General features: G+C 56.4%; 23 protein-coding genes. 8 read left to right on the top strand and 15 right to left on the bottom strand.

The window, feature by feature from the left end; genetic code table 11:
* Window positions 1–39: 39 nt before the first annotated feature.
* From KP814_RS23065 to KP814_RS23055, 3 genes are read right to left on the bottom strand one after another with little or no spacing between them, the layout of a single operon-like run.
* Window positions 40–549: a chemotaxis protein CheW gene (locus tag KP814_RS23065; RefSeq protein ID WP_216738980.1), complete on the bottom strand. Its 510-nt coding sequence runs from the start codon at window positions 547–549 to the stop codon at window positions 40–42.
* Window positions 533–2,620, bottom strand: a complete 2,088-nt coding sequence (locus KP814_RS23060; protein ID WP_216738979.1) for a chemotaxis protein CheA — start codon at window positions 2,618–2,620, stop codon at window positions 533–535. The genes KP814_RS23065 and KP814_RS23060 overlap by 17 nt, the downstream gene beginning before the upstream one ends.
* 29 nt (window positions 2,621–2,649) lie before the next feature.
* Complete coding sequence (locus KP814_RS23055) at window positions 2,650–3,012, bottom strand: response regulator (RefSeq protein ID WP_011394441.1); 363 nt, start codon at window positions 3,010–3,012, stop codon at window positions 2,650–2,652.
* 287 nt (window positions 3,013–3,299) lie between these two features.
* On the opposite strand from KP814_RS23055, the gene KP814_RS23050 reads away from it, so the two are divergent.
* Both KP814_RS23050 and KP814_RS23045 read left to right on the top strand, forming a co-directional pair.
* On the top strand, window positions 3,300–3,950 hold the full coding sequence (locus KP814_RS23050) for a hypothetical protein (RefSeq protein ID WP_216738978.1): 651 nt from the start codon (window positions 3,300–3,302) through the stop codon (window positions 3,948–3,950).
* Window positions 3,951–4,049: 99 nt separating this feature from the next.
* Window positions 4,050–4,796 carry an MBL fold metallo-hydrolase gene (locus tag KP814_RS23045; protein ID WP_216738977.1) on the top strand — a complete coding sequence of 249 codons (747 nt, stop codon included), beginning with the start codon at window positions 4,050–4,052 and terminating at the stop codon, window positions 4,794–4,796.
* 27 nt (window positions 4,797–4,823) lie between these two features.
* On the opposite strand, the gene KP814_RS23040 is transcribed toward KP814_RS23045, so the two are convergent.
* The 3 genes from KP814_RS23040 to KP814_RS32930 form a co-directional block, all read right to left on the bottom strand.
* Window positions 4,824–6,506, bottom strand: a complete 1,683-nt coding sequence (locus KP814_RS23040; RefSeq protein WP_216738976.1) for a fused response regulator/phosphatase — start codon at window positions 6,504–6,506, stop codon at window positions 4,824–4,826.
* Between the two features lie 29 nt (window positions 6,507–6,535).
* Window positions 6,536–6,838 (bottom strand): STAS domain-containing protein, encoded by a 303-nt coding sequence (locus KP814_RS23035; protein ID WP_216738975.1) that lies wholly within the window; start codon window positions 6,836–6,838, stop codon window positions 6,536–6,538.
* 239 nt (window positions 6,839–7,077) lie between these two features.
* Complete coding sequence (locus KP814_RS32930) at window positions 7,078–8,307, bottom strand: methyl-accepting chemotaxis protein (protein WP_216738974.1); 1,230 nt, start codon at window positions 8,305–8,307, stop codon at window positions 7,078–7,080.
* Window positions 8,308–8,511: 204 nt separating this feature from the next.
* On the opposite strand from KP814_RS32930, the gene KP814_RS23025 reads away from it, so the two are divergent.
* Window positions 8,512–9,675, top strand: a complete 1,164-nt coding sequence (locus KP814_RS23025) for a two-component system response regulator (protein WP_216738973.1) — start codon at window positions 8,512–8,514, stop codon at window positions 9,673–9,675.
* Window positions 9,676–9,696: 21 nt separating this feature from the next.
* On the opposite strand, the gene KP814_RS23020 is transcribed toward KP814_RS23025, so the two are convergent.
* The gene (locus tag KP814_RS23020; protein ID WP_216738972.1) at window positions 9,697–10,020 is read right to left on the bottom strand and encodes a TraR/DksA C4-type zinc finger protein; all 324 of its coding nucleotides are present in this window, start codon (window positions 10,018–10,020) and stop codon (window positions 9,697–9,699) included.
* Window positions 10,021–10,164: 144 nt separating this feature from the next.
* On the opposite strand from KP814_RS23020, the gene yjjX reads away from it, so the two are divergent.
* A complete protein-coding gene (gene yjjX, locus KP814_RS23015; RefSeq protein WP_216738971.1) occupies window positions 10,165–10,692 on the top strand; it encodes an inosine/xanthosine triphosphatase in 528 nt (175 codons plus the stop codon).
* Window positions 10,693–10,947: 255 nt separating this feature from the next.
* Here the strand turns inward: yjjX and KP814_RS23010 are convergent, their stop codons facing one another.
* From KP814_RS23010 to malE, 5 genes are all read right to left on the bottom strand, one after another.
* Window positions 10,948–11,226, bottom strand: coding sequence for an RNA-binding protein (locus KP814_RS23010; protein ID WP_011394431.1), 279 nt, complete (start codon window positions 11,224–11,226; stop codon window positions 10,948–10,950).
* A gap of 258 nt (window positions 11,227–11,484) precedes the next feature.
* A complete protein-coding gene (locus KP814_RS23005) occupies window positions 11,485–11,973 on the bottom strand; it encodes a hypothetical protein (RefSeq protein WP_216738970.1) in 489 nt (162 codons plus the stop codon).
* A 156-nt stretch (window positions 11,974–12,129) separates the two neighbouring features.
* Complete coding sequence (gene malG, locus KP814_RS23000) at window positions 12,130–13,020, bottom strand: maltose ABC transporter permease MalG (RefSeq protein WP_216738969.1); 891 nt, start codon at window positions 13,018–13,020, stop codon at window positions 12,130–12,132.
* A 10-nt stretch (window positions 13,021–13,030) separates the two neighbouring features.
* Window positions 13,031–14,581 (bottom strand): maltose ABC transporter permease MalF, encoded by a 1,551-nt coding sequence (malF, locus tag KP814_RS22995; RefSeq protein ID WP_216738968.1) that lies wholly within the window; start codon window positions 14,579–14,581, stop codon window positions 13,031–13,033.
* A 128-nt stretch (window positions 14,582–14,709) separates the two neighbouring features.
* Window positions 14,710–15,903 (bottom strand): maltose/maltodextrin ABC transporter substrate-binding protein MalE, encoded by a 1,194-nt coding sequence (gene malE / locus KP814_RS22990; RefSeq protein ID WP_216738967.1) that lies wholly within the window; start codon window positions 15,901–15,903, stop codon window positions 14,710–14,712.
* A gap of 257 nt (window positions 15,904–16,160) precedes the next feature.
* Between malE and KP814_RS22985 the strand changes: the two genes are divergently transcribed.
* The 4 genes from KP814_RS22985 (at window position 16,161) to KP814_RS22970 (ending at window position 20,026) form a co-directional block, all read left to right on the top strand.
* The gene (locus KP814_RS22985) at window positions 16,161–18,281 is read left to right on the top strand and encodes an alpha-amylase (protein ID WP_216738966.1); all 2,121 of its coding nucleotides are present in this window, start codon (window positions 16,161–16,163) and stop codon (window positions 18,279–18,281) included.
* A gap of 205 nt (window positions 18,282–18,486) precedes the next feature.
* Window positions 18,487–18,876, top strand: a complete 390-nt coding sequence (locus KP814_RS22980) for a hypothetical protein (protein ID WP_216738965.1) — start codon at window positions 18,487–18,489, stop codon at window positions 18,874–18,876.
* 131 nt (window positions 18,877–19,007) lie between these two features.
* A complete protein-coding gene (locus tag KP814_RS22975; protein WP_216738964.1) occupies window positions 19,008–19,700 on the top strand; it encodes an aspartate/glutamate racemase family protein in 693 nt (230 codons plus the stop codon).
* Window positions 19,685–20,026, top strand: a complete 342-nt coding sequence (locus KP814_RS22970; RefSeq protein ID WP_216738963.1) for a YfiM family lipoprotein — start codon at window positions 19,685–19,687, stop codon at window positions 20,024–20,026. Before KP814_RS22975 ends, KP814_RS22970 begins: the two co-directional genes overlap by 16 nt.
* Before the next feature lie 31 nt (window positions 20,027–20,057).
* Here KP814_RS22970 and KP814_RS22965 read toward each other — a convergent pair whose 3' ends face one another.
* From KP814_RS22965 to edd, 3 genes are read right to left on the bottom strand one after another with little or no spacing between them, the layout of a single operon-like run.
* On the bottom strand, window positions 20,058–20,945 hold the full coding sequence (locus KP814_RS22965) for an aldo/keto reductase family oxidoreductase (protein ID WP_371824082.1): 888 nt from the start codon (window positions 20,943–20,945) through the stop codon (window positions 20,058–20,060).
* 2 nt (window positions 20,946–20,947) lie between these two features.
* Complete coding sequence (locus KP814_RS22960) at window positions 20,948–21,916, bottom strand: glucokinase (RefSeq protein WP_216738962.1); 969 nt, start codon at window positions 21,914–21,916, stop codon at window positions 20,948–20,950.
* A complete protein-coding gene (edd, locus tag KP814_RS22955) occupies window positions 21,909–23,732 on the bottom strand; it encodes a phosphogluconate dehydratase (RefSeq protein ID WP_216738961.1) in 1,824 nt (607 codons plus the stop codon). Before edd ends, KP814_RS22960 begins: the two co-directional genes overlap by 8 nt.
* Window positions 23,733–23,767: the final 35 nt, after the last annotated feature.

Below are 23,767 nucleotides of genomic sequence, written 5' to 3'. Positions count from 1 at the left end.
CCCCGCTATCCCAAAGTTATTCTTGTTGCCGCCCTGCGTTTACGCGCTTTTTTCGACGTCCATTCCCAACGCCCGCATCAAATCCAACATCACGATCATGCGCCCGTCATACTCGACAACGCCCTGCGCGAACTGCGTCGCTTTGCGTTTGCGTAATTCCGGCGAGGGTTGGATTTTGCGGGAGGGAAAGCGGACCACATCGTTGAGCGCGTCAATGACCGCGCCGCGCACCCGCTCCCGCCCTCCTGAGTCGAAGGCGAACATCACCACGACGGTGTGTTTGTTGTATTCCAGCTTGGTCAGCCCGATGCGTTTGCGCAGATCAATAATCGGCACGATGGCGCCGCGCACGTTGATCAGACCGCATTCCCAGGGTTCCGCGTAAGGCACCCGCGTCACCGGCTCCCAGGCGCGAATTTCCTTCACCAGCATGATGGGGGCGGCGTACTCTTCATCCGCCAGGCTGAAGGTCAGATATTCATCTTCCTGTTCCGCCTGCTGCTCCGCATCCTGATCTTCTTCAAGGGGTTGTTTAACCTGCATCTGCATAACTGATTTCCGAATCTTTTTGCAGTTGCGACAGGCCGCCGACATCCAGAATCAGCGCGACTCTGCCGTCTCCGAGAATGGTGGCCGCCGATACGCCAGGAATCAGGCGGTAATTCTCTTCGAGGGATTTGATGACGATTTGCTGCTGACTGAGCAGCTCATCCACGAACAAGCCAAAGCGCCGGCTTTCATGCTCGACGATCACAATAATGCCATCTGTAAGCGGCTTGGGTTTTTCGCTTTCGTTCTGCGCCGCATCCAGCGCCTCCGATAACCGCAGCACTGGCAGATAGGCGCCGCGTAGTTTGATGGTCTCATGGGTGCCCGCCACCCGGTTGATCATGGAGGGGTCCGGTTGCAGGGACTCGATGATGGTGACCAGGGGAATCACGTAAAGTTCTTCGCCCAGCGAAATGAGCTGGCCGTCCATGATGGCGAGAGTCAAAGGCAATCGGATAGTGAAACGGGTGCGTCGATTCAGCTCCGACTCCACCTGAATACTGCCGCCGAGGCTTTGCACGTTGCGTTTCACCACGTCCATGCCGACGCCGCGGCCGGACAAGTCACTGGCTTCTTCCTTGGTGGAAAAACCAGGCAGGAAAATCAATTCAAAAATCTGCGCTTCATTAAGGATAGCGTCGCCGGGGATGAGCCCTTTACGTTTGGCTTTGGACAGCAGCACTTGCGGGTCCAGCCCCTTGCCGTCGTCCTCCACCTCAATGACGATATTGCCGACCTGATGATAGGCGCGCAGGTACACAGAGCCATGTTCGGGCTTGCCCTTGGCGACGCGATCAGCCGGGTTTTCAATGCCGTGGTCGACACTGTTGCGCACCAGATGCACCAGAGGATCAGTAATCTTTTCAATGACCGTTTTATCGACCTCGGTATTCTCTCCGCTGAGCATCAGTTCAATATCTTTACCTAGCTGCCGGCTCAAATCCCGCACCATGCGCGGAAAGCGATTGAAGCAGAAGGAGATCGGCAGCATGCGGATCTGCATGACGCCTTCCTGCAACGCCCGGGTCTGGCGCTTTAACTGGGTCAGTCCCTGCAGCAGTTTCTCCATGCCCTGCAAGGCTTCATCCTCGCTTAACATGTTCAACATGGATTGAGTGATGACCAGCTCGCCCACCATGTTGATCAGCGCATCCACCTTGTCCAGGTCGACGCGGATAGACTGGCTTTCCGCCACCGCAGCGGGCTTGGCTTGTTTGGCGGCGGGCGCAGCGCTTTTCTCCGCTGTTTGCACTGATTCCGCCGCTGAGGCGGCAGGCTCAGAGGGCTTTTCATGCTGGGGTTGCGGCGGCGCCGATTGGGCTTTAGGTATGGGGACGATGGCCATGTCGCACTCGTTCTCGACCCAGGCGAAAGCATCGTCGATAGCGGCTTTCTCCACCGGTTGACGCAGCCTCACAGTCCAGCCCAGATAACTGTTCAGCGGTTCAAAGTGTTCCCAGTCCGGCAGCGTGCTGATGTCGCATTCGATCTCTGCGTCGCCTTCCGCCAGAGACGCAATTTCTTTCGCCAGACGCAAAGGGTCGTTGCCCCGCTGCATCATTTCCTTGTGCGGGGTGAACACCACGCGCCAGCCGGCGACGCCATCGTCTCCGCTGGCTGATTCCGCCACGGGGGCGCTTGAGTCGCTGGTTGAGGACGCAGTGGCGGTCGTTAATGACGATTGATCCTTGGATATGGCTTCCAGCTTGGATTTATGCTGGGCGAATTCTTCTTCGGGAATGTCCTCGCCGGCTTTGGCGGAGGACAGCAACAGGCGCAGCGCGTCCACGGACTCCAGCAACACGTCCACAATGGGTTGGGTCAAACGGCGTTTGCCGGCGCGAACTTCGTCGAGCAGGTTTTCCATCACGTGGGTATAAGCCGCCACCTGAGAAAAACCGAAGGTGGCGCTCCCCCCTTTGATGGAGTGGGCGGCGCGAAAAATGTTATTGATCGATTCAGGGTCTGGCGCGTCAAGATCCACTTCCAAGAGGCTCGCCTCTATGGTGTTGACTGCTTCAAAGCTTTCTTCAAAAAAGACATCATGAAAGCGAGAGAGATCCATGCTCATGCGACTCTCCTAAGCCGGCGTCAAGCCGGTTATCCCAAGACTTTTTTTACTGTGGCGACCAGTTGATCCGGGTTGAATGGTTTGACGATCCAACCGGTCGCACCCGCCGCTTTGCCTTCCGCTTTTTTGTCCGCACCAGACTCGGTGGTCAGCATGAGTAATGGGGTAAATTTGTAGGCCCCTTCCGCGCGAAGGTTTTTGATCAGGGAGATGCCGTCCATGACAGGCATATTGACGTCGGTGATCACCAGATCATATTTGCCGGACTTCGCTTTGCTCAGCGCTTCCTGGCCGTTGGCGGCTTCGTCCACCTGGTATCCGGCTCCCTTGAGTGTGAACGTCACCATCTGGCGCATGGAGGCGGAGTCATCCACTGCGAGTATCTTTGCCATATAGTCCCCAACACTTTTTTTGATTGTGCGCAATAAACCGGTCAGGTTTCCCGAACTAACCCAGATTACTGTCTTATACGGCTCAAACAGAATAGCGGCTCAAAACTTAACCGGAACCTGAAATAAAAGCATAGCAGCATATTTAAAAATCACAGGGGCAAAGAACGCGAGACGCATCGCTTTCGCGAAAGGGACGCGAAAGCCTTCGCCATCAGGCTCTGCGAGTTGTAAAAGCGAAAACTTCCGCTTTAATTGAAGAAAAGATCAGGAACGGACGATCCGCGACAATGGCTGAACTCAATGTGCTGAAACAGGAAGACATTGACGATCTTGTGCGTCAGTACGAAGGCCGTTCCATTCCCCGTTTCGTCGCCTCGGCGACACTGGCCAGCGAACTGAAAAGCACCATTCACTACGCCAAACTCATCGCCATTTCCTCCAAAAACGCCCAGGCCATCACCGCCCGCGCAGGGGAATGGGGGCAGGGTTTCAGCGGCATCACGCAATTCATTGAAGAAATCGCCTCCCGCAGCATGGTGTGCGCCGCGGATATCGGCGCCGCCTCCAGGGAGCTGTCACGCAGCGCCGTCAAACTGATGAACCAGCAGAAATTTGCGTCAGCGCTGAACAGATCCATGCGCGCCAATGAGGCGAAGTCGGAAGAATTGCGGGAGATTCTTCAGCGCAATCTGAGAGACCAGGCGCAACTGGAAGAAGAAACCAACGGTTATTATCGCAGCGTGCGCAAACTGTTGACTGAGATCAGGGATTGCACCCGCGCCCTCAAGTCCATCGTCGCCAACTGTCGTATCGAGGCGTCCCGGGCGGGACCCTTTCAGGAATCCCTGTTCACTATTGCTGAGAATATAGAAAACGCAGCCGAACGCATCAGCGAACGTATTGCAATCGGTCTGCGTCTGATGGGCCTGCTGACCTGACGCCAACCCGCCTCAGAACACAGCAGGCATTGAACGACAACAATGGGAAACGCGCGCGATCTGGCGTTTCCTGTAGCAGACAGGTGGAGAGCAGCGTCCATGCATTCTGAAGCGCTATGGCAGGGCAAACGCCATAAATGGATTATTTGCGGCCGAGACACAGGCAAACCCCAAAAAATCATCGACACCAATCAATACATGGTGCGCACCGACCGCCGCTTGCTGATACTGGAGCCTGGCGGCATCGAGCTGTTTTCCGCCATGCTGGCGTGCGCGCTGGACTGGGCGCCGATCCATGAGATCACCGATTTGTTTGCTTCCCATCAGGACCCCGATATCATTTCTTCGCTGGGACTCTGGGATCAGGCGCTGCCCAAGGCGCGACTGCATGCGCCCTGGCTGTGGGAAGGGTTCATCCGCCATTTCGGCATGAGCCATATCGAATACGTCGCCCTGCCGGATGACGGCGGCGTGCTGGAGCTGGACGGCGTCAATCTGCAGCTGATTCCCGCCCACTACATGCACTCTTCCGGCAACTTCAACGTCTACGATCCAGAGCTCAAGATTCTGATGAGCGGCGATATCGGCGCCTCCCTGGAGCCGGGACAACCGCCGCTGTTCGTGGAAAATTTCAAGGAGCACACCCGCTATATGGAGCTGTTCCACAAGCGCTGGATGCCGTCCAATACCGCCAAGAATGATTGGGTCGCCCGGGTGCGGCGGCTGGATATCAAGTACATGGCGCCGCAGCATGGACGCATTTTCAAAGACGACGACGTGGGACGCTTCCTGGATTGGCTGGAGCAACTGGAAGTGGGCTCGGCGTTGCGCACCGCTAACCGTTGAGGCGACATTCCCGTCGCCCCGGCGCGCTCAATCCAACTCGATCAGCGCTTTGACGGTGGAGTTTTCTCCGTCCAGTTCAAACTCTGAGCACAAGGCTTTGATGAGTGGCAAACCACGGCCGAAGGATTCGTCATTGCAGTCCAGATCCTCCACTTTGATGGAGAAACCGGGCCCGCTGTCGCTGACCCTCACCATCATGCGCGCCGGACGGGTGTTGGATAAATGCGCCTGCAGGCTGACGTAACCGTCCTCCAGTTTTTGCAGACGGGCGCCACGTTCCTGGTAGTAGCGGTCGAAGCCTTCTTCTTCGTCTTTCAGCGATGACGATAATCCCAATACGCCATGTTCCAACGCATTGTTGAACAGCTCCGCCAACACCATGAACACGACTTCCTTGTTATTACGCACCACCGCGTGACTGCCCAGCCACTGACGCAAAATCATCAGCGGATCGGAATCGCGCAGTTGATCCGGCCCCCAATGCAGCTCCAAATGAAACTCCGGCAGATTGGACTTGGGAGAGGTCTCATCGTCCTTTGTCTCCTGGTCCGGCGCGTCGGCGCATATCGACTCAGGCGGCGGCGCGCATTTCAGCTCCACCAAGGACAAGTCGTCCTGTAAATCCGGATCGTCGTTGAACTCATGCACCGCCCCGATCAAGGCGTCGAACAGATTGTCCTTACCGGATTCCAACACTTCGCGCAGACGTTCCTCGCCAAACATTTCGTTAGCGATATTGGGACATTCAGTAATGCCGTCGGTGTAGATATAGAGACGATCCTGTGGAGTAACGGAGATCACTTCCGTCCAGGATTCAAACTCGTCCATATCCATCACTCCCAGAGGCATATGGGCGGAATGAATAGTGCGTCGAATCTTGTTGTCACCGCTCACGATAAAGGCGTCAGGAAGCCCGCCGGCCCATACCTCGATTTTGCTGCGGGTAGGGTTAATCTCCAGCATACAGGCGGCGAAGAACATGGTGGGAGGAAGAAATCGCTTGAGGATTTTGTTCAGTTCCAGAGAAATCTCGCTCACCGAAAGATTACGCTCGCACATGGTGCTGAACGCCTGCGCCACAGGAATAGAGCCCACCGAGGCGGCTAATCCATGCCCGGTGAAATCCCCGACTAGCACATAAGCGCCGCCGTCTCGCTTCTCTTTCAGCAAAACCAGATCGCCATTAAACGTGGAGCGCGCGGTGCAGTGGTAGCGAACGCCATACACATCCTTGGCGCTGAGTTTGAGCGCTGCGGTCATGATGTGCTGGGTCATCTCGTGCTCGGCCTGCACCTTGGTGTGGAAATAGGCCAATTCGCGGTTTTGCTCCACCACCTGCCGGTTCAGCGCCAGGGTGCGCGAGTGGGCGCGGATTTTCGCCTGCAGGGTGACGAAGTTAACCGGTTTGCCAAGAAAGTCGTCGCCGATGGACAGGCACTCCACCAGGGCCCGGTCATCATCCAGCGCGGTCAGAAATACGATAGGGATATGATCCTGTCCCGCCTCCTCCTTGATGATGCGCGCCGCTTCGTAGCCATTCATCCCCGGCATCAGCACGTCCATGAGCACCACATCCGCGCCTTGCTTGCGCCAGATCTCCAGCGCCTGCTCGCCGGACTCCGCGAACTCACATTTGTGGCCGCCTTCCTCCAATACGAACCCCATGAGCTGACGACTGTACATATCGTCGTCCACCACCAGAATATTCATACCGATCCCCCTCACAAAGCCGCGCGAGCTCAGCTAATGGCGAACTTCTTGTCAAATTTCGCTATCTCTAGAATTTTGCGAATGCCGGGGGAGCAATTGACGATTTCAATCTTGACCGCATCGGAGCCCAGATAGCTGCGCATATTCAACAGCATGCCCAGCGCCGAGCTATCCATGTGCTCAGTCTGGCGCATATCGATGTAGAAATGCTTCTTTTGCTTGTGAGCCTCGTAGGCTTCCCGGAACTGGTTCACCACGCTGAAATCGAAACGTCCGCGAATGTAGATAGTGACGGCGGAACCGTCTGAGGTGACTTTGGTTTCTATTGTCATAACGCCCTGTTCCCTGAGATTGATCTGACGGATTAACCAGGCGACATCGTCGTCATGTTAATCACCAGACGCATAAATGCGCCTGCGCGGCGACAAGCCGCGGGTGACAGAACCCGATCTGCCCAGGTCCTGTCGCGTGCAGACAAACATGGCCACGCCGTTTGCCTGCGGATAATTCCTTCTACGCGCTCGCCGGCGTTTTGGACCCGTCAACTCAGGCCCCGAACCGGATCTCTAAATTAAAATAGCTCTATATCGGCGCCGGATTCCGCCGCCTTGGCGGAGCCATGCTTGCTGGTGTCATTGTGCAGGGAGTCCAAACGTTGTCTGATCTTGCCGATATCCGCATGTTGGGCGCTTTTGCCGCAGACTTCCGACTGCAAAAGCATCGCGTTGTTCAGCGTTTCCAACCGTCTCAACATGCGGCCGCAGGTCTGCATGGCGATATCGCCAAACTGCAGACCGCGCACACTGGAGTCCACAGACTGTTTGATTTCCTTGGTAAGCTGGGTCATGCGGCCCACGGCGTCGTTCACTTCATCATTGACTTCCCGCATGGTATGCAGCATCTGGTCGATGTAGCTGCGCGCATTGAGCGCATCTTTCATATCCAGCGAAGCCACATCCCCGACAATCGCCCGCACTTTACTAATCGCGTCTTTGGTTTCGTTGGCCTTGCCCTTTATCTGAGTGTTAAGGTCGCTGGAGGTGCGCGACAGGCGCCGTACTTCGTCCGCCACCACCGCGAAGCCACGTCCGGCCTCTCCCGCCCGCGCCGCTTCAATGGCCGCATTAAGCGCCAGCAGGTCGGTCTGGTCGGCGATTTCCTGAATATTGCCCAGCAGTGAGAACATCTGGTCGATGTGAGTCACCATATCCTCAATACGATGCACGGCATTGACGCTTTTCTCACTGACGCTGACCAAGAGGTCAACGTAGGTCCCGATAACCTGATCCAGTGACTTGGCGAAAAACTCGATGCTGATATTGTCATCGCCGATTTCATTCTTTCCGCCGGTTTTACCGCCTTTCTTGGGGTCGTTCTTTTTACCCTTCATCCGTTCGAAGATTTCTTTGGCCAACTCGTTCTGGTGGTTGGCCAGCTCACTCAAAGAAACGAACGCCTGCCCCAATAACTCAATGTTGTTACTGATCGTGTCCGCCAGATCGCGATTATCTGAGCTGATGGAAGCCAACTGTCCATTGGCGTAATTGTCGATTTCCTTAACCGCGCTCTGGAAATCACGCTCGCTGCTCTGTCGCTGTCGCTCCTCTTCTCCTTTGCTTTCATTCTGCTTGCCGTCGGAAATCAGGCAGGAAGCGAAAAATGACAGGCTGGAGGCGGTGAACAGTCCAGCGGAGAGCAATCCCGACGTCAACCAGCCGGCGCAAAGCGTCGCCAGTCCTGTTCCCAGGGCAGCCAACACAATTGGGTCTTTCGCCATGAGGTTCTGTGTCATTGAAAGCATAGGATTCCAGGAAAGCTGTTAGAAATGGATTTAATAACTATAGAACAACCTGCCGCCGCCGTTTAAAAAATAGACCCTGATCAAAATAAACCGGGGTTCCCGGGATCAACGTCGGAGCATCACAGCCAACCCGGAAAAATGCGCTATGCTTCTGGAATAACCATGCGAAAAAGCGGAATACGGATCATCGGCAAGGAGTTTCATATGGGTCTGAAATACGCAGGTCTGGTCATAGGATCGCTGCCCGAGCCCCTGCAGACAGCCAGCCTGAGCCTACTGGAACTGCAACAAAGCGAACTGCACGACGCCATTGAAAAGATCAACGATGGCCAATGGCATGCGATCATTCTCTGTGTGGAGCAACCGCTGAAAGAGGCGCAAATGACTCTCGGCATGTTGCGCCAGGACACCCAGATCGGCGACACCCCTCTGATATGCCTGACCTCCGACAATAGCGTCGAAGACACCATTGCGCTGTTCAACTCCGGCGCGGACGACGTCATCCCCACTAACACGCCGTCGGAAGAGTTTATCGCCCGCATCAACAAGGCCATCATCAACCTGATCGCCAACCGCCAGCTCAAGTCGCAACTGCAATTCACCCACGACGTCGCCATGTCCGCCATGACCGACAGCGGCGATATGGGCGTCAATATCAACTTCCTACTGGATTCCGCCGACTGCAATAACTTCGACGAGCTGGGACAACGCCTGTTTCAGGCGCTGAATAATTACGACGTGCGCTGCAGTCTGCAGATTCGCGGGCGCTTCGAAGAAAAAAACATGGAGCCCAACGGCCTCTCCCGGGATCTGGAAAGCCGTCTGCTGCGACATTTCCAGGACGCGGGGCGCCTGCATGCCGCCGGACGCCGCCTGTTCATCAACTTCGACCAAGTGTCGCTGCTGGTGAAAAACATGCCGCTGGGTGACGATAAACGCTGCGGACGTCTGCGCGACAACCTGTTCTACCTGGTGCAGGGAATGGACAGCCGGGTGAAAGCGCTGGATGACCGCCGCACCACGGAACTTCAGGTGGAGATTCTCAAACAACTGACGTCCAAAGCCGAGACGGTGCTGGACGAAATCGACAAGCGCTATGCCGACGTGGCGGACCAAATTATCAGCGCCACGGAAAACGCCGCCGAACAGATGGTGTTCGCCCTGAATACACTGGGGTTATCGGAAGAACAGGAACACTCCATCATGTCGATTATCGACAACGCCATCTTCACCACCAATGACATCTTCCATCAGGGTCTGCGGGTTAATCCAGGGAATCGACAGCTGATCCAGCAAATATCCGAAATGATGAAACTGCCTCCTGAAGAACTGAACCGCGCTTTGGAGCAGTTCAGCCTGGAGTCATAGGAAGTAATGCCGGAGAGGTGGTTATTCAGACTTGCTGGCGCAACTGACGCACAGCTCTGCGAAAGGCAACACCTGCAGGCGGGACTCGGGAATATCTTCCCCACATGCGGCACAGACGCCATACTCACCCTGCTGTAACCGTTGCAGGGCCTTTTTCACCTGATTGATCTCAATTTCCGTCTCAACTTTGAGCGCGTTCAGCACGTCGTCGTTCTCCCGCTCCTGCGCCTGCTCCGCTGAGTCCGCAGAGTGCTCCGAGGTGAGATCGCGGGTGATCTCTTCCAGACGGGTGATGAGTTCGGTCAGTTGCTCGGACAACCTGTTCTTGATATGGGACTGCTGCATAATCTCTCCTTCGCGATGCTTACTGTGGTATCCCAGGCTGGTATTGCTCTCCCTGGCAAGAATGTCACTAAACAGAATATATGGCTTGATTCGCCGCAAACCAACAAGTTTTAATTGCGATTTTGTTGCAACAGAGAGATGTCTATGGAAGTCATCGTAGCCTCCGTCAATCCAGTTAAAGTCAATGCGGCGCGCAACGGCTTCAGTCGTTGTTTTCCCGATTCGCAGATTCACTGCGTCGGCGCCGGAACCGAATCCGGCGTCGCTTCTCAGCCCCTCACCGACGACGAAACCCTGCAAGGCGCCCTGAACCGGGTGCAGGCGGCGCGGGAAGCGCATCCTTCAGCCGACTACTGGGTGAGCTTTGAAGGCGGCGTCGACCGGATTCGCTCCCAACTGTTCGCGGTCGCCTGGGTGGCGGTGGGACACGGGGACGATATCAGTTACGCGCGTTCAGCAGCGCTGCCGCTACCGCAAGCCGTCGTCGAAATGATGGATCAGGGAATGGAGCTGGGAGAAGCCAACGACCGGTTATTTGGAACGCAGAACAGCAAGCAACAGACAGGCGCAATCGGACTGCTGACCCGAGAATTGCTCAGCCGCGAAAGCCTGTACGCAGACACGCTGATCCTGGCGCTCACCCGCTTTACGCTTCCTGAGGTTCGGATTTAAGCCGCCTTATCCGTCGACGCTGTTTTTCTCCGCTGACGCAGAATAAACATTAGCCACGATCCGACGTTTTCACCGACACAAAGAAAACCGCCAAAACCCGGCGTAAAGCCGGGTTTGGAAAAGCAAAGGCGCGCTTAGCGGCACAATTTCCGTTCAGGGCGAACGGAAGCGGCTGCTACAAAGCATCGCTCAGCAAGGAATAAAAATCGCCGCCCGGCTAAGCCGGTGAACGGTTATTTTCCTTACAATGACAAATTAGTGGCGAGGTCTGAAATTACGCTTTGGCTTTTCTTCCCGGGGACGAGCCTCGTTAACTTTCATGTTACGGCCTTTCAGATTGCTTTCATTAAGCTTCTGAATGGCCTCTTCCGCCTGCCCGTTATCGGACATTTCTACGAAGCCGAATCCTTTGGATTGGCCGGTATCTCTGTCGCGGATGATATTGACGTTGCTGATATCGCCATAGGCCGCAAACGCTTCCCGCAAATCGTCTTCTGTTACCTGATAGGACAGGTTTCCAACATAAATATTCATCTCACCATCTCATTATTTGTCACGAGCGCCTGTAGCAATCACACTGACGAAAACCAAACGCTCCAATTATCGTCAGTGACTAGCCAACCGCTGGCTAATTCGGTTGCAGGCCCGCTCTCGCGCCTGCGCACAATGCATACAAATCTGGAACAAAAGTGGCAAAACGTCAAATGATTTAACTATGGAACATTCCCATTTCCAATTGATGACATTTCGCCGACGCCAGTCCCTTATTCACCCGTGACGAATGCGACAGCGTCAACTTGCGCCGCCCCCTTCGTCCGGAACTTCCAGATCCTGCAACAACTTGATTTTAAGTAAGCACTTCCTGACCTCGAAGGTGCGGGTATAACCGGGGAAGTTGGGTTCATCCACCGGCACCGAGACAGGACCCGCCGCCGAAGCCAGCGTGACAGTACGCCCGGACGCGCTTTGCTCCGGCACGTTATCGAACTGGTATTCCTTGAAGCACAGGGTATTCTCGACATCAAACCCCTTGGCGCCCTGCTCTACCGATAACTCTGCGGCGCGCCGAATGGCCAGCTCTTCCACTTCGACCAATTCATATTTCTTGTAGGTTTCGTAACTGACCTGATAACCCCCTTCCGGCAACGCGATCTCGGAATAACCATGGGGCCGACCGTCTTCTTTCGCCATATAGTCTGGCAGTTTGGAAAACGCGGAACAGCCGCCCAGTCCGGCGGTCAGGGATAAAGCTGCGATAATTAACGAAATTCGCGGGAACATTAGGGAATCTCCTTATCAGGAGATTCAATTTATCACAGCGGGAGAGGAATACTCAGACCCAGTTCGAAAAACTCGACTGGCGCACAAAAAAAGACCCGGCCGTCTGGCCGGGTACGCGCAAGGAATAATTTGGAAGACGAGAGGATGATTGCGCGATTACCCTTTCACCCCACCTGCAGTGAGTCCACCCACAATCCATTTCTGGCAATAAAGAAAAATCAGCGTGATGGGAAGCCCGGACAGCACCGCCGCCGCCGCGAAATCTCCCCACAAATAGTTCTGCTCATAGAGATACTGCTGAGCGCCCACCGCCAGGGTCAGGTTGTTCACATCCAACAGCAGGATGGAGGCGATCGGGTACTCCATGATGTTCATCACGAAAGCGAGAATAAACACCACCGCAAGAATGGGCACCGACAGCGGCAGCAGAATGTAGCGGAACGCCTGCCAGGTGGTGGCGCCGTCCACAATGGCGGCCTCCTCCAGCGAGCGGTCAATGGATTCGAAATACCCTTTGATGGTCCAGATATGCAACGCCATGCCCCCCAGCGAAGCAAGAATCACCGCACCGTGGGTGTCGATGCCGAGCCAGCTCACGTGGTTGCCGATCTGATCGAACAAGGCGTACAGCGCGACCAGCGACAACACCGGCGGGAACATCTGGAAGATCAGCATGGACTTCAGAATCACGCCCTTGAACTTGAAGCGCAGACGGGCGAACGCATAAGCGCTGGTAGTGGACAGCAACAGGATCAGCGCGGAGGAGATCACCGCGATCTTGATGGAGTTCCACAGCCACAACAACACCGGGAACGGCGGCTGCAGCACCGTGCCGTCCGCCTGGGTATAGGGAATGCCCAGGGCTAGCGACCAATGCTCCAGAGAGGGATGCTCCGGCAGCAGACTGCCGGTTGCGAAGTTGCCGGTGCGGAAGGAGATCGACACCACCATCAGCAACGGGAACAGGATGATCCCGATAAAACACAGCAGTCCAAAGTGGGTCGCCCAGACCCGATAGCGCACTGAACGCGGCTGCACCATCGCCATAATAACGCTCCTATACCTTTATCTTGGACAACTTGAGGTTGATCAGCGACAGCGAACCCACCAGGATGAAGATCGCCGTAGCGATAGCCGCCGCCAGACCGAAATTCTGCCCGGAATCCTGGAAAGCGATGCGGTAGGTGTAACTGACCAATAGATCCGTGGTGCCCGCCGGCGTCGTGGCGCCGATAATATCCGGCGCGCCGCCGGTCAACAGAGCGATCAACACGAAGTTGTTGAAGTTGAATGCAAAGCTGGCGATCAACAAAGGCATCAACGGCTTGATGATCTGCGGCAAGGTGATGCGGAACAGGTTATCCAGCGGCGTGGCTCCGTCCATGGCGGAGGCCTCATACAGATCACGGGGAATCGCCTGCAGCAATCCCATGCACAACAGCATCATGTAGGGATAACCCAGCCAGGTGTTGACGATCAGAATCATGGTGCGCGCCAGCGCGGGATCGCTGAACCAGTCCGGACGCACGCCGAACAGGTTCTCCAGCACCAGGTTGATCTCACCGAAATTCTGGTTGAACAACCCTTTGAACACCAGAATGGAAATAAAGGCGGGCACGGCATAAGGCAGGATCAGCATCATGCGATAGAAGCCTTTGCCCTTGAGCTGATCCCATTGCAGGATATTCGCCAGCACCAGACCTACCGCCAGAGTAAACAGCACCGTCATGGTGGCGAACGCCAGCGTCCACACGAAGATCTCAATGAAAGGCCCACGGATGCTGGAGTCGGTAACTACCTGCACATAGTTGTCCCAGCCGATAGTGACGGTCCAGCCCGGAGACAGGGTTTCGCCCTGCGGGCCTTCGTAGAAACCGATATCCTGATTCGGCGCATACACCACGCCAGTCTGCTGATTCACCAGGCTGCCGTCGTCACGCAGGCCGTACAACGACTGCATGGGCGCGAAGTTGCGCAGTCCGGCGAGGCTTAACGAAGCCCCGCCTTCCAGATTGACGGACAGACTTTTCAGGTCTTCTTTCAGCTTGATGACGTCTTTGATCCCCAGCGGTTGGCTATCCGGGGCCGTCTGTTCAACCGGGGCCACCGCCAACGCGCTATTCTGCAGTTCACTGAAGCTGAATGGCGCGGACGCCCAGCTTTGTCCCGCAGGGCTCTCCAAGCGCATGACAAATTTGTCGTCCGTAGGATAGAGCTTGAAATCGTATCTTTCTTCGCCAGTCTGAAAACGCTGGCTGAGCAGTTGCTCGAGCACCCGTTCCTGAGACAGCAGGTTACTGGCGCTGTAGTTAGTGAAACCTATGCCGACGGTGTACAACAGGGGGAAAATAATAAACACCACCATGCCGGCGATGGAGGGATAAATATAGCGGTGTGCATAAGCTTTCGGACTGCTGAAGATATAAGCGGCCGAACCGATTACCACCAGAAACAGCAGCGCGAAGGCGATCTGGTTCTGGGCGTACAGTGCGACAGTCAAATATAGAGCCAATAACAGTACGGCTCCGACCGCCGCCCACTTGAAAACTGCTTTTGTCATGGGTCGCTTGTTATCTACAACAGGTGACGAAAGGGCGTGAGTTAGCATGTATATAGCCCCTATTGCTACGTCTGATCAATAATGGTCGTGCTGTTCCGGCGTCGCCGGAAAAAGGTCGCTACCCTGTCGGCGAGGCCGATCAGGCGTGGGCCCGTCCATGAGCCCGAGCGGCCGCATCAGCGAATGATGCGCTTCGCCGCCATGTCCAACGCCTCATCCACGCTCTGTCTGCCAGACGTGATGTTTTGCAGCGCAGGCCCCATGGAGGACCAGAAAGCGCCCATTTCAGGCACGTTCGGCATGGGCTCGCCCATTTCCGCGTTCTTGAAGGTGGCGGCGATATTAGGATCTGCGGACAACTCCTTCATGAAGGCCTTGTTGGCCACCGCGCCCAGAGGCACGTCGTCGTTCACCATCTTCAGACCTTTCAGGTTCAGCATGTAGTTCTCGATAAACTCGATCGCCAGCTCTTTGTTCGGGCTGGCGGAGTTGACCGCCGCCGCCAGGACGCCAGTGAAGGGTTTGCCGGGCTCGCCGTTGACGGAAGGAATCATGGCCACGCCAAAGTTGATGCCGCTCTTCTTCAGGTTGCCCCAGGCCCAGGGACCATTGATCATCATGGCCACTTCGCCCTTGTTGAACTTGGACTCCATGACGCCGTAGTCAGCGCCTTTCGGCATCATGCCCTGATCGATCAACTGCTTGATCAGATTCGCCGCGGACTTGGAGCCTGCGTTGTTTACGCCGGTGTCCTTGACGTCATAGCCTGCGCCGTTCTTTTTAAAGGGGTAGCCGCCATTGGAGGCGAACAGAGGCCAGGAGAAGTAGGTGTTGTTGTAATCCCACAGAATGGCGCGCTTGCCGTCCGCCGCCAGTTTCTTGTCCAGCGCCATGACGTCTTCAAATGTAGCGGGGGGCGTGGGGACCAGATCTTTGTTGTAGATCAGACCAACTGCTTCCAGCGCGATAGGATAACCATAGACTTTGCCGTTCCAGCTCACCGCGTCCCAAGTGAAATCGACGGTTTCGTCTTTGATTTTCTTGGAAGGATTCAGCGGAGAGATCAAACCGGACTTCGCCCACTCGCCAAAACGGTCGTGAGCCCAAATGAAAATATCAGGCCCGTTGCCGGTAGCGGCGGCCTGTTGAAATTTATCGGTGACATTATCAGGGTGGGCGACGCTCACCTCGATGCCGGTGTCTTTCGCAAACCAATCGCCGACTTGCTGTAGTCCGTTGTAACCTTTGTCGCCATTTATCCAGACAACCAGTTTCCCTTCTTCTATATCGGCATGCGCGCTCGAAACCGCTCCGGCCGACACTAGCAATGAGGCTGCGACTGAGCCGACAAGCTTTTGCCAAGCTTTCATTGTATTACCTCTCTGTGGGTTATTGTTGTTGTCCACAAGCCATGTGGGGGCATTATGTGTTTAGGGATACTCCGCCATATGAGTAAGATCCGCATCATCCCTATTTTTAATCCCATAGGCGTATAGGGGGGGAGTAGACTCCTCCCCCTAATTCCACCTACTCTCCCGCCGTCTATTCTGCTTCCATTAGGGTCTGTTAAAGACGTCTGAACGTCGCCTGGTCCGCCCATCCAAGAATAAAACAAGAGGTTTCCAACATGGCCAGACCCCGTGTTCTGCTACCCGCCCTGTATCTATCGACGCTCCTCACCGCTTGCGCCAATCAGCCGACAGCCGGGCCTCAGGCAAGCTGGGTCAATATAGACGGAGCGTCTCCGGTGGCGCTGCGTTTTGAAACCCCCAGCGCTGACCAGAAGCTGGCCTACGGCGAGTTCGAGCCTGGCCAGTACCATTTACGTTTTGGCGACGCCGACGCGCCGGAGGACGCCATCAAGCTGTATCGCAAGGTGAGTCTGGAGCCGGATCTGCATGGGGACTACATCCTGCAAATAGAAACCGCCGGCGTCTACCAGATTTTGCTGAATCAGGGGGATGAGCCGCATTTCCGCGTCAGCAAACGCGTCACGCCCAAGCAGACCGCCATACCAAAGACGAACGCCAACGCCACAGTCGTCGGGGTTTGCGCGCCCGCAACCGAAGCGCAAACCATTCAGGTCGCGCCGGTATTCAAAGATGGCGAATGGGTGCGCGACTTCTACTCCGGTCGGCGCGCCCAAGTCATAGACGGCAAAATCAGTTTGACGCCCGCCGCCGACAGCGAGGGCTTGATGCTGCTTGAGGCGGACACAGCCACTCCACAACCCTTTACCTGGGACAACGCCACCGTCTATTTCGCTCTCACTGACCGCTTCGCCAACGGACGTACGGATAACGATCATAGTTACGGACGCCAGGCGGACGGCGCAGAGGAGATCGGAACCTTCCATGGCGGCGACTTCGCCGGCCTTATCGGCAAACTCGACTACCTGCAATCCCTGGGCGTCAGCGCGCTGTGGGTGTCGCCGCCCTTCGAACAGATCCACGGCTGGGTCGGCGGCGGCGATCGCGGCGATTTCCGCCACTATGGCTATCACGGCTACTACATCCTTGATTTCACACGCCTGGACGCCAACATGGGCACGGAGGCGGAGCTGAAGTCATTGATTGAACAGGCCCACAAGCGAGGCATTCGGGTGTTGTTCGACGTCGTGATGAACCACCCCGGCTACGCCACCCTGCAGGATATGCAGGATTTCAGCTTCGGCGGCCTGTTCGACGGTTTTGAACAATACCTGCCGCCACGCTGGGGCGACTGGAAACCCAGCGGCAATGAAAACTTCCACGGCTATCACGCCAACATCAATTACGACCACGACAAATGGGCGGACTGGTGGGGCCGCGACTGGGTGCGGGCGGGCATTTATAATTACGACAGTCCGCCCAACGCTGGCGTCGATCCCGTCAAAGGCTCGCTGGCGTTTCTGCCGGATTTTAAAACCGAGTCCGACCAGACTGTCGCCCTACCCGCCTTTTTACGCAATAAACCCGATACGGGCGCCCGCGATCTTCCCAACGCAAGAGTGCGGGACTATCTGGTCAGCTGGCTCACCCACTGGGTGCGCGAATACGGCCTTGATGGATTTCGGGTAGACACCGTCAAACATGTGGAGCCAGCGTCCTGGCTGACGTTAAAGCAGGAGGCGACGGCCGCTTTGGCGGAATATCGCTATCAGCACGGCGCTCCCGATGGATTTAACGCCCCCTTCTGGATGGTGGGCGAGGTGTTTCCTCATGACGTCAGCAAGAGCGCCTATTTCGACGCCGGCTTCGACGCGGTGATCAACTTCGACTTTCAACGTAAGTTCGCCCGCCAGGGAGCGGACTGCCTGTCCAATCTGGAGCCGGTATACCGCGGCTACGCAGATAAGCTGAACAGCGACCCTGAATTCAACGTCATGACCTACATTTCCTCCCATGACACCCAGCTGTTCAGCACCCTGACCAAGCAATCGCCGGAGCTGCAAAAGCGTGTCGCCGCTGCGCTGTTGCTGGCGCCGGGAGCGGTGCAGATTTACTACGGCGACGAAAGTCTGCGCCGCTTCGGCCCCACCGGCTCTGACCCCAGCCAGGGAACCCGCTCCGACATGAACTGGGCGGAGATTGACTCCGGCGCTGTGGACGCAATCCTCGCGCATTGGCGTAAGATCGGCCAGTTCCGCCAACGGCATGCCGCCATTGGCGCGGGACAGCATCAGAAGCTCAGCGAAGCGCCTTATGCATTCGCCCGCACTCAGGGCGCCGACCGCGTCATCATCGTCTCCGCAGAAAACCGGCGTTAAGCGCCTCCTTGTCCATTCGCCTCCGATGGAGCCCCATCGCATCCGTCGGAGCGGCTAAAAATCCTTACAAATTGCCGCTGATTAATAACCAAGTCGTAATCCCCCCAAGGGGAATTTATGGTCTAGAATGACCATTACCCCCCACCGATCCCAATTTACTTATCGGGCGTATTTGCAGTATCAACAGAGCCTAAGGAGCGCAGTTATGCAATTAAGCGATAAAACCCCTACCCGATTGGTCCAGGTTTCATTATTTTTCTCCGCTGCTCATTTCCTTTTTGGCGGCGTGACTTGGTCGAACATCCTTTTGTTCCTGGTCTTCACCGGAACCGTCTACATCTCCACCAAGTTGTTCATCATCCTGCAGCAGCTGCAGATGGCGACCGTCACCGATCTCAGCGAACTCAAGCTGTATCTGATGGGCGCAGCCGTATTGTTCGTCGGCATCGCCACCTTCGCCTACTCCTACATGTTTGGCGTGTTTTACCTGTTCATCACCGGCGTCTACTTCATCTCGCCCTATGATCGCGCCTGGTTGGCGGGCAAATCGCGCATGGTGGTTTACGACAACAAAGTGGAATATCGCGAAGTCTGATCCTGATAAGCCCGCCCAAAGCCAAAACGCTTAAGCTGGCGGGCGCATCCTCTTGCCAGAGAATGCCACAGGCGTTAGCGTGGTGACTCAACCGTTTATAAATCATCAACCTGCGCCAGAAGGAACAGACCATGAAACCCCTGGGCATTCTGGGCGGAATGAGCTGGGAGTCGACCCAAAGCTACTACCGCCTCATCAATCAGGGAGTTAAAGACACCCTGGGCGGCCTGCACTCCGCCAGGCTTCTCCTGCACAGTTTTGACTTCGCCGACATTGAGCGTCTGCAGGCGCAACAGGACTGGGACAGTCTCGCCGACATGCTGGCGGAAGCCGCTGCTGGCCTGGAGCGCGCCGGCGCCCAAGCCATGTTGATCGCCACCAACACCATGCATAAAGTCGCGCCGGAAGTGGAGAGTCGCCTCACTATTCCTCTGCTGCACATAGCCGATGCCGCCGCTGACGAGCTTCAGCGCAACGGCCATAAGAAAGTCGCGCTGCTGGGCACCCGCTACACGATGCAGTTAGACTTCTACAAAACACGCATTTATGACGCCACCGGTATTGAAGTGATCACACCGGAACCGGCGCAGCAGGAAGAAATCAACCGGATCATTTATGAAGAACTGTGCCGGGGCGAGCTGCTGCCTTCGTCCAGAGACTTCTATTATCGCGTCATTGACGAAGTGGCCGGCCAGGGCGCGGAAGGCGTGATACTGGGCTGCACGGAAATCGGCCTATTAGTCAGCCCGGAAAACTGCGCCATTCCCCTCTACGACACCACAGACTTGCATTGCGCCATGGCGGTGAAATGGGCCACTGCATAAGACCTCTGTTCGCGCTAACGCTGACCTTAACCTTGGGCGGCTGCGCCGCATTGCGCGAAGATCCCAGCGACTGGCTGGGCAAAGACAAAATCGCCCACTTTACCGCCTCCGCCGCTCTCGCCGCGGCGGCCGCCGATCAATTGGACAGCGGCTCTCGCAGCGACTGTGGAAGCGCGGCGTTAAGCGTAGGAGTGGCCATGACATTTGGCGCGGGAAAAGAGTATTACGATGAAAACTATGCAGGGAAGTACTGGAGTTACAAGGACATGGCGGTCAACTTGTTAGGCGCCTTGACGGGTTCGCTGGCCGCATCAAGGTGCCTATAAGCCTCACGTCAGACTGACGCAAGGCGCTGGATCAGGCGACACAGTGGCCGCGAGCTGCTTCCAGCAACGCATACCAATCAGTTCGAGACATCTCATGGCCAACCCCGGCCAAGGCGTCATTAATGCGGGGTTCACGCAAAGAGCCCAATACCGGCAATGGCCGTCCGGGGATGCGTTTCAGCCAGGATAAGGCTAATCCGGTCTCAGACACGCCAGTTTGCGCCGACATGGCGGCCAAGGCGTCACCCAACGCGGGAACCCGCGAGAATCCGCCGCCGCCTAATGGAGACCACGCCATCGTCTGCACCTGGTCCCGCCGCAGAGCGTCCATGGTTCCATCAAACAAAGATTGGTTCGCCAGCAGGGAAAGCTCTATCTGATTGCACAGCAAAGGCGCATTCAGGTGGTCCGCCAGCAGACGCCAGTGTTCGGGCAGAAAGTTAGACACCCCGATGGACTTGATCTTGCCGGCCATCAGCAGGTCCTCCAGCACCCGCGCCGTATTTTCCACCGGCATCAACGGATCTGGCCGGTGCAATAGAAAGCAATCGATGCTGTCCACTTGCAGGCGGCGCAAGGAGTCATCCACGCAAGCCATCACATAGGCGGCTTCCGTGTTGTAATGCTTCACGAAATCAGAGGAGCCGTCCTCAGTGGGAGGGACGATATCGCACTTGGAAATCAGGCGCACATGCTCTTTCAACTCTGGAGCGGCTTGCAACGCCAGGCCGAACAGGCGCTCGCACTCGCCGCCGCCATAAATATTAGCGTGATCAAATACCTTCAGTCCCTGATCCAGGCGAGCCTCGATCCACTCCGCTAACGCTGGCGCAGGACAAAGCTCCGGGTAATCCAGCAGGCGCATCATTCCCAGCGCCAAAGGGGCTTCTTGCAGCTCAGCCCGAATTTGATCCGTCACTACTAATGCACCTCTTGGTTTTTCAATGCTTCCGCAGCGCCGAGCAAGCCCGTGTAGGTCTCCGTCACGACGTAGACCGGAATGCCGCCCAGATAGTCGCCCATCCGCCCTTTGTCTTCAAAACACTGGCGAAAATCGCTGTCGCGGAAAAACTCAATAAAGCGGGGAATAATGCCGCCGCACACGTAAACGCCGCCAAGCGCGCCCAAAGTCAGCGCCGCATTGCCCGCCACGCGTCCGAAAATGGCGCAGAACAGTTTTAAGGTCTTATGAGCGATCAAGTCGCTGTTCGCCAGAGCGGCTTCCGTTACTTGCGAAGGCTGCGTGTGCGCAGGCTCCACGCCGTCGATCTCGCACAGGCTGCGGTACAGGTTCAACAAGCCTTCACCGCACAGAATCCGCTCGACGGAAACCCGTCCGAAACGCTCTTTCAGGATTCGCAACACGCTGATTTCCACTTCATCCGTCGGCGCGAAATCGACATGGCCGCCTTCGGTGGACAACGGCGCCCAATCGGTCATGGTGCGCACCAGACCGGATACGCCCAATCCCGTACCAGGGCCAATCACTAATCTGGCCGCGCCAGGTTTGCCTTCGCCGCCGCCCACCTGCTGCAAGTGCGCATCCGTCACGTGCAGAGTGCCCAGGGCCATGGCGGTGAAATCATTGACGTATTTGAACGTGTCAAAGCCCAGACGGGCCTGCATGTCGGCCTTGTTGAAAGTCCAGTGATTGTTGGTCATTTTGATGGTGTCGCCATGTACCGGACAGGCGAACGCCATACAGGCTTCATGAACCTCCGCTTCGGGATGGCCGGCCAGGTAATCCCGCACCGCTTCATCCAGATTGGCGTAATCATTACAAGGAAGCACCTGGATGTGCTCCAGTTCGAAACTATCCCGGGCCACCAGCGCGAAACGCGCATTGGTGCCGCCAATATCGCCCACCAGGGCGTATTGCGCTTTACTCATCGACGCTACTCCAGAAACTAGACGCGCCAGCTTCCGCATGGCTGGCTTGACGGCGCATCATACCGAACAACTCGCGGCCATAGTCAAGTTCATTCGCGCTCAGATTCGCTGTCGCCAATGGGCGGGCGTCAAACTCTTCCGCAGACGTCAATATTTCCAGTACGCCACTGCGCGCGTCCAGGCGGATCATATCGCCATCGCGCACTTTCGCCAGCGGACCGCCGTTGGCGGCTTCCGGGTATACGTGAATGGCCGCCGGCACCTTGCCGGATGCCCCAGACATGCGTCCGTCCGTCACCAGCGCCACTTTGAAGCCACGGTCCTGCAAGACGCCCAGATAGGGCGTCAGCTTGTGCAATTCCGGCATACCATTGGCTTTCGGCCCCTGGAAACGCACGACCACAATGCAGTCTTTATTCAGTTTGCCGCTGCTGAAAGCGTCACCCAGGTCGTTTTGGTCATCAAACACCACCGCGGGCGCTTCCACCACCCAGTGCTCTTCCGCAACGGCGGACACTTTGATAACGCCGCGTCCCAGGTTGCCGGACAGCACTTTCAATCCGCCATTGGGAGAGAACGGCTCCGCCGCCGAGCTCAGTACGGCGGGGTTGAGGGKTTCCGCCGGCGCGTCTTTCCAGACCAGTTCATTGTTCTGCAACACAGGGCCCTGCGCATAGCGGCTCAAGCCTCTACCCACCACCGTTTCCACATCGTCATGCAACAGACCCGCGCCCAGCAGTTCTTTAATAAGGAAAGGCGTGCCGCCGGCCTCATGAAATGCATTCACGTCCGCCTGACCGTTCGGGTAGATCCGGGTCAGCGAAGGAACCACGTCGGAAAGTTCCGAGAAATCATCCCAGTTGATAATCACACCTGCCGCCCGAGCGATCGCCACCCAGTGCATGGTGTGGTTGGTGGAGCCGCCAGTAGCCAGCAAGGCCACCAACGCATTAACGATGGTTTTCTCGTCCACCATATCCGCCATGCCCAGCGTGCCGCCATTGGGGGCGGACAAACGCACCGCCTGCTGCGCCGCTTCTTTGGTCAACGCTTCCCGCAGCGGGGTATTGGGATGAGTGAACGCCGCGCCGGGCAGGTGCAAGCCCATCACTTCAACCAGCAACTGGTTGCTGTTGGCGGTGCCGTAGAAAGTACAGGTGCCCGGACTATGGTAAGACTGGCTTTCCGATTCCAGCAGTTCGTCTTTGCCCACTTTGCCTTCTGCGTAAAGCTGACGAATGCGCTGCTTCTCTTTATTAGGCAGACCTGATGGCATCGGACCGGCGGGAATCAATATAGAAGGAAGGTAACCGAAGCTCAGCGCGCCGATCAGCAGACCGGGCACGATTTTGTCGCAAATACCCAATAAAAGGACGGAGTCGAACATATTGTGACTGAGAGCAATCGCCGTACTCATGGCGATCGTGTCGCGGGAGAACAGACTCAACTCCATGCCCGGCTGCCCCTGCGTCACGCCGTCGCACATGGCGGGCACGCCGCCAGCGAACTGCGCCACGGAGCCCATATCCCGCACTGCATTGCGAATCACTTCTGGATAGGTTTCGTAGGGCTGATGGGCGGAGAGCATGTCGTTGTAGGCGGAGACAATTGCGACGTTAGCCTGATTCATCAAACGCAGCACATCTTTATCCGACTGCGTACAGGCCGCGAAACCATGCGCCAGATTGCCACAAGCCAGCGTTTTACGCTGCGGCTTGTTGTTTTTCAGGTTCTCCATGCGCTGCAAATAGGCTGCTCGGGTGGCTTTGCTGCGCTCGATAATGCGTCGGGTAACTCTGTCTACAGTCGGGTGCATAGCTGATCGCTCTTTTATATGTTCGTCTGTTTGTC

Source organism: Hahella sp. HN01 (genome assembly GCF_018986435.1).
Taxonomy (GTDB): domain Bacteria; phylum Pseudomonadota; class Gammaproteobacteria; order Pseudomonadales; family Oleiphilaceae; genus Hahella.
This window is presented reverse-complemented; position numbering and strand designations above follow the sequence as displayed.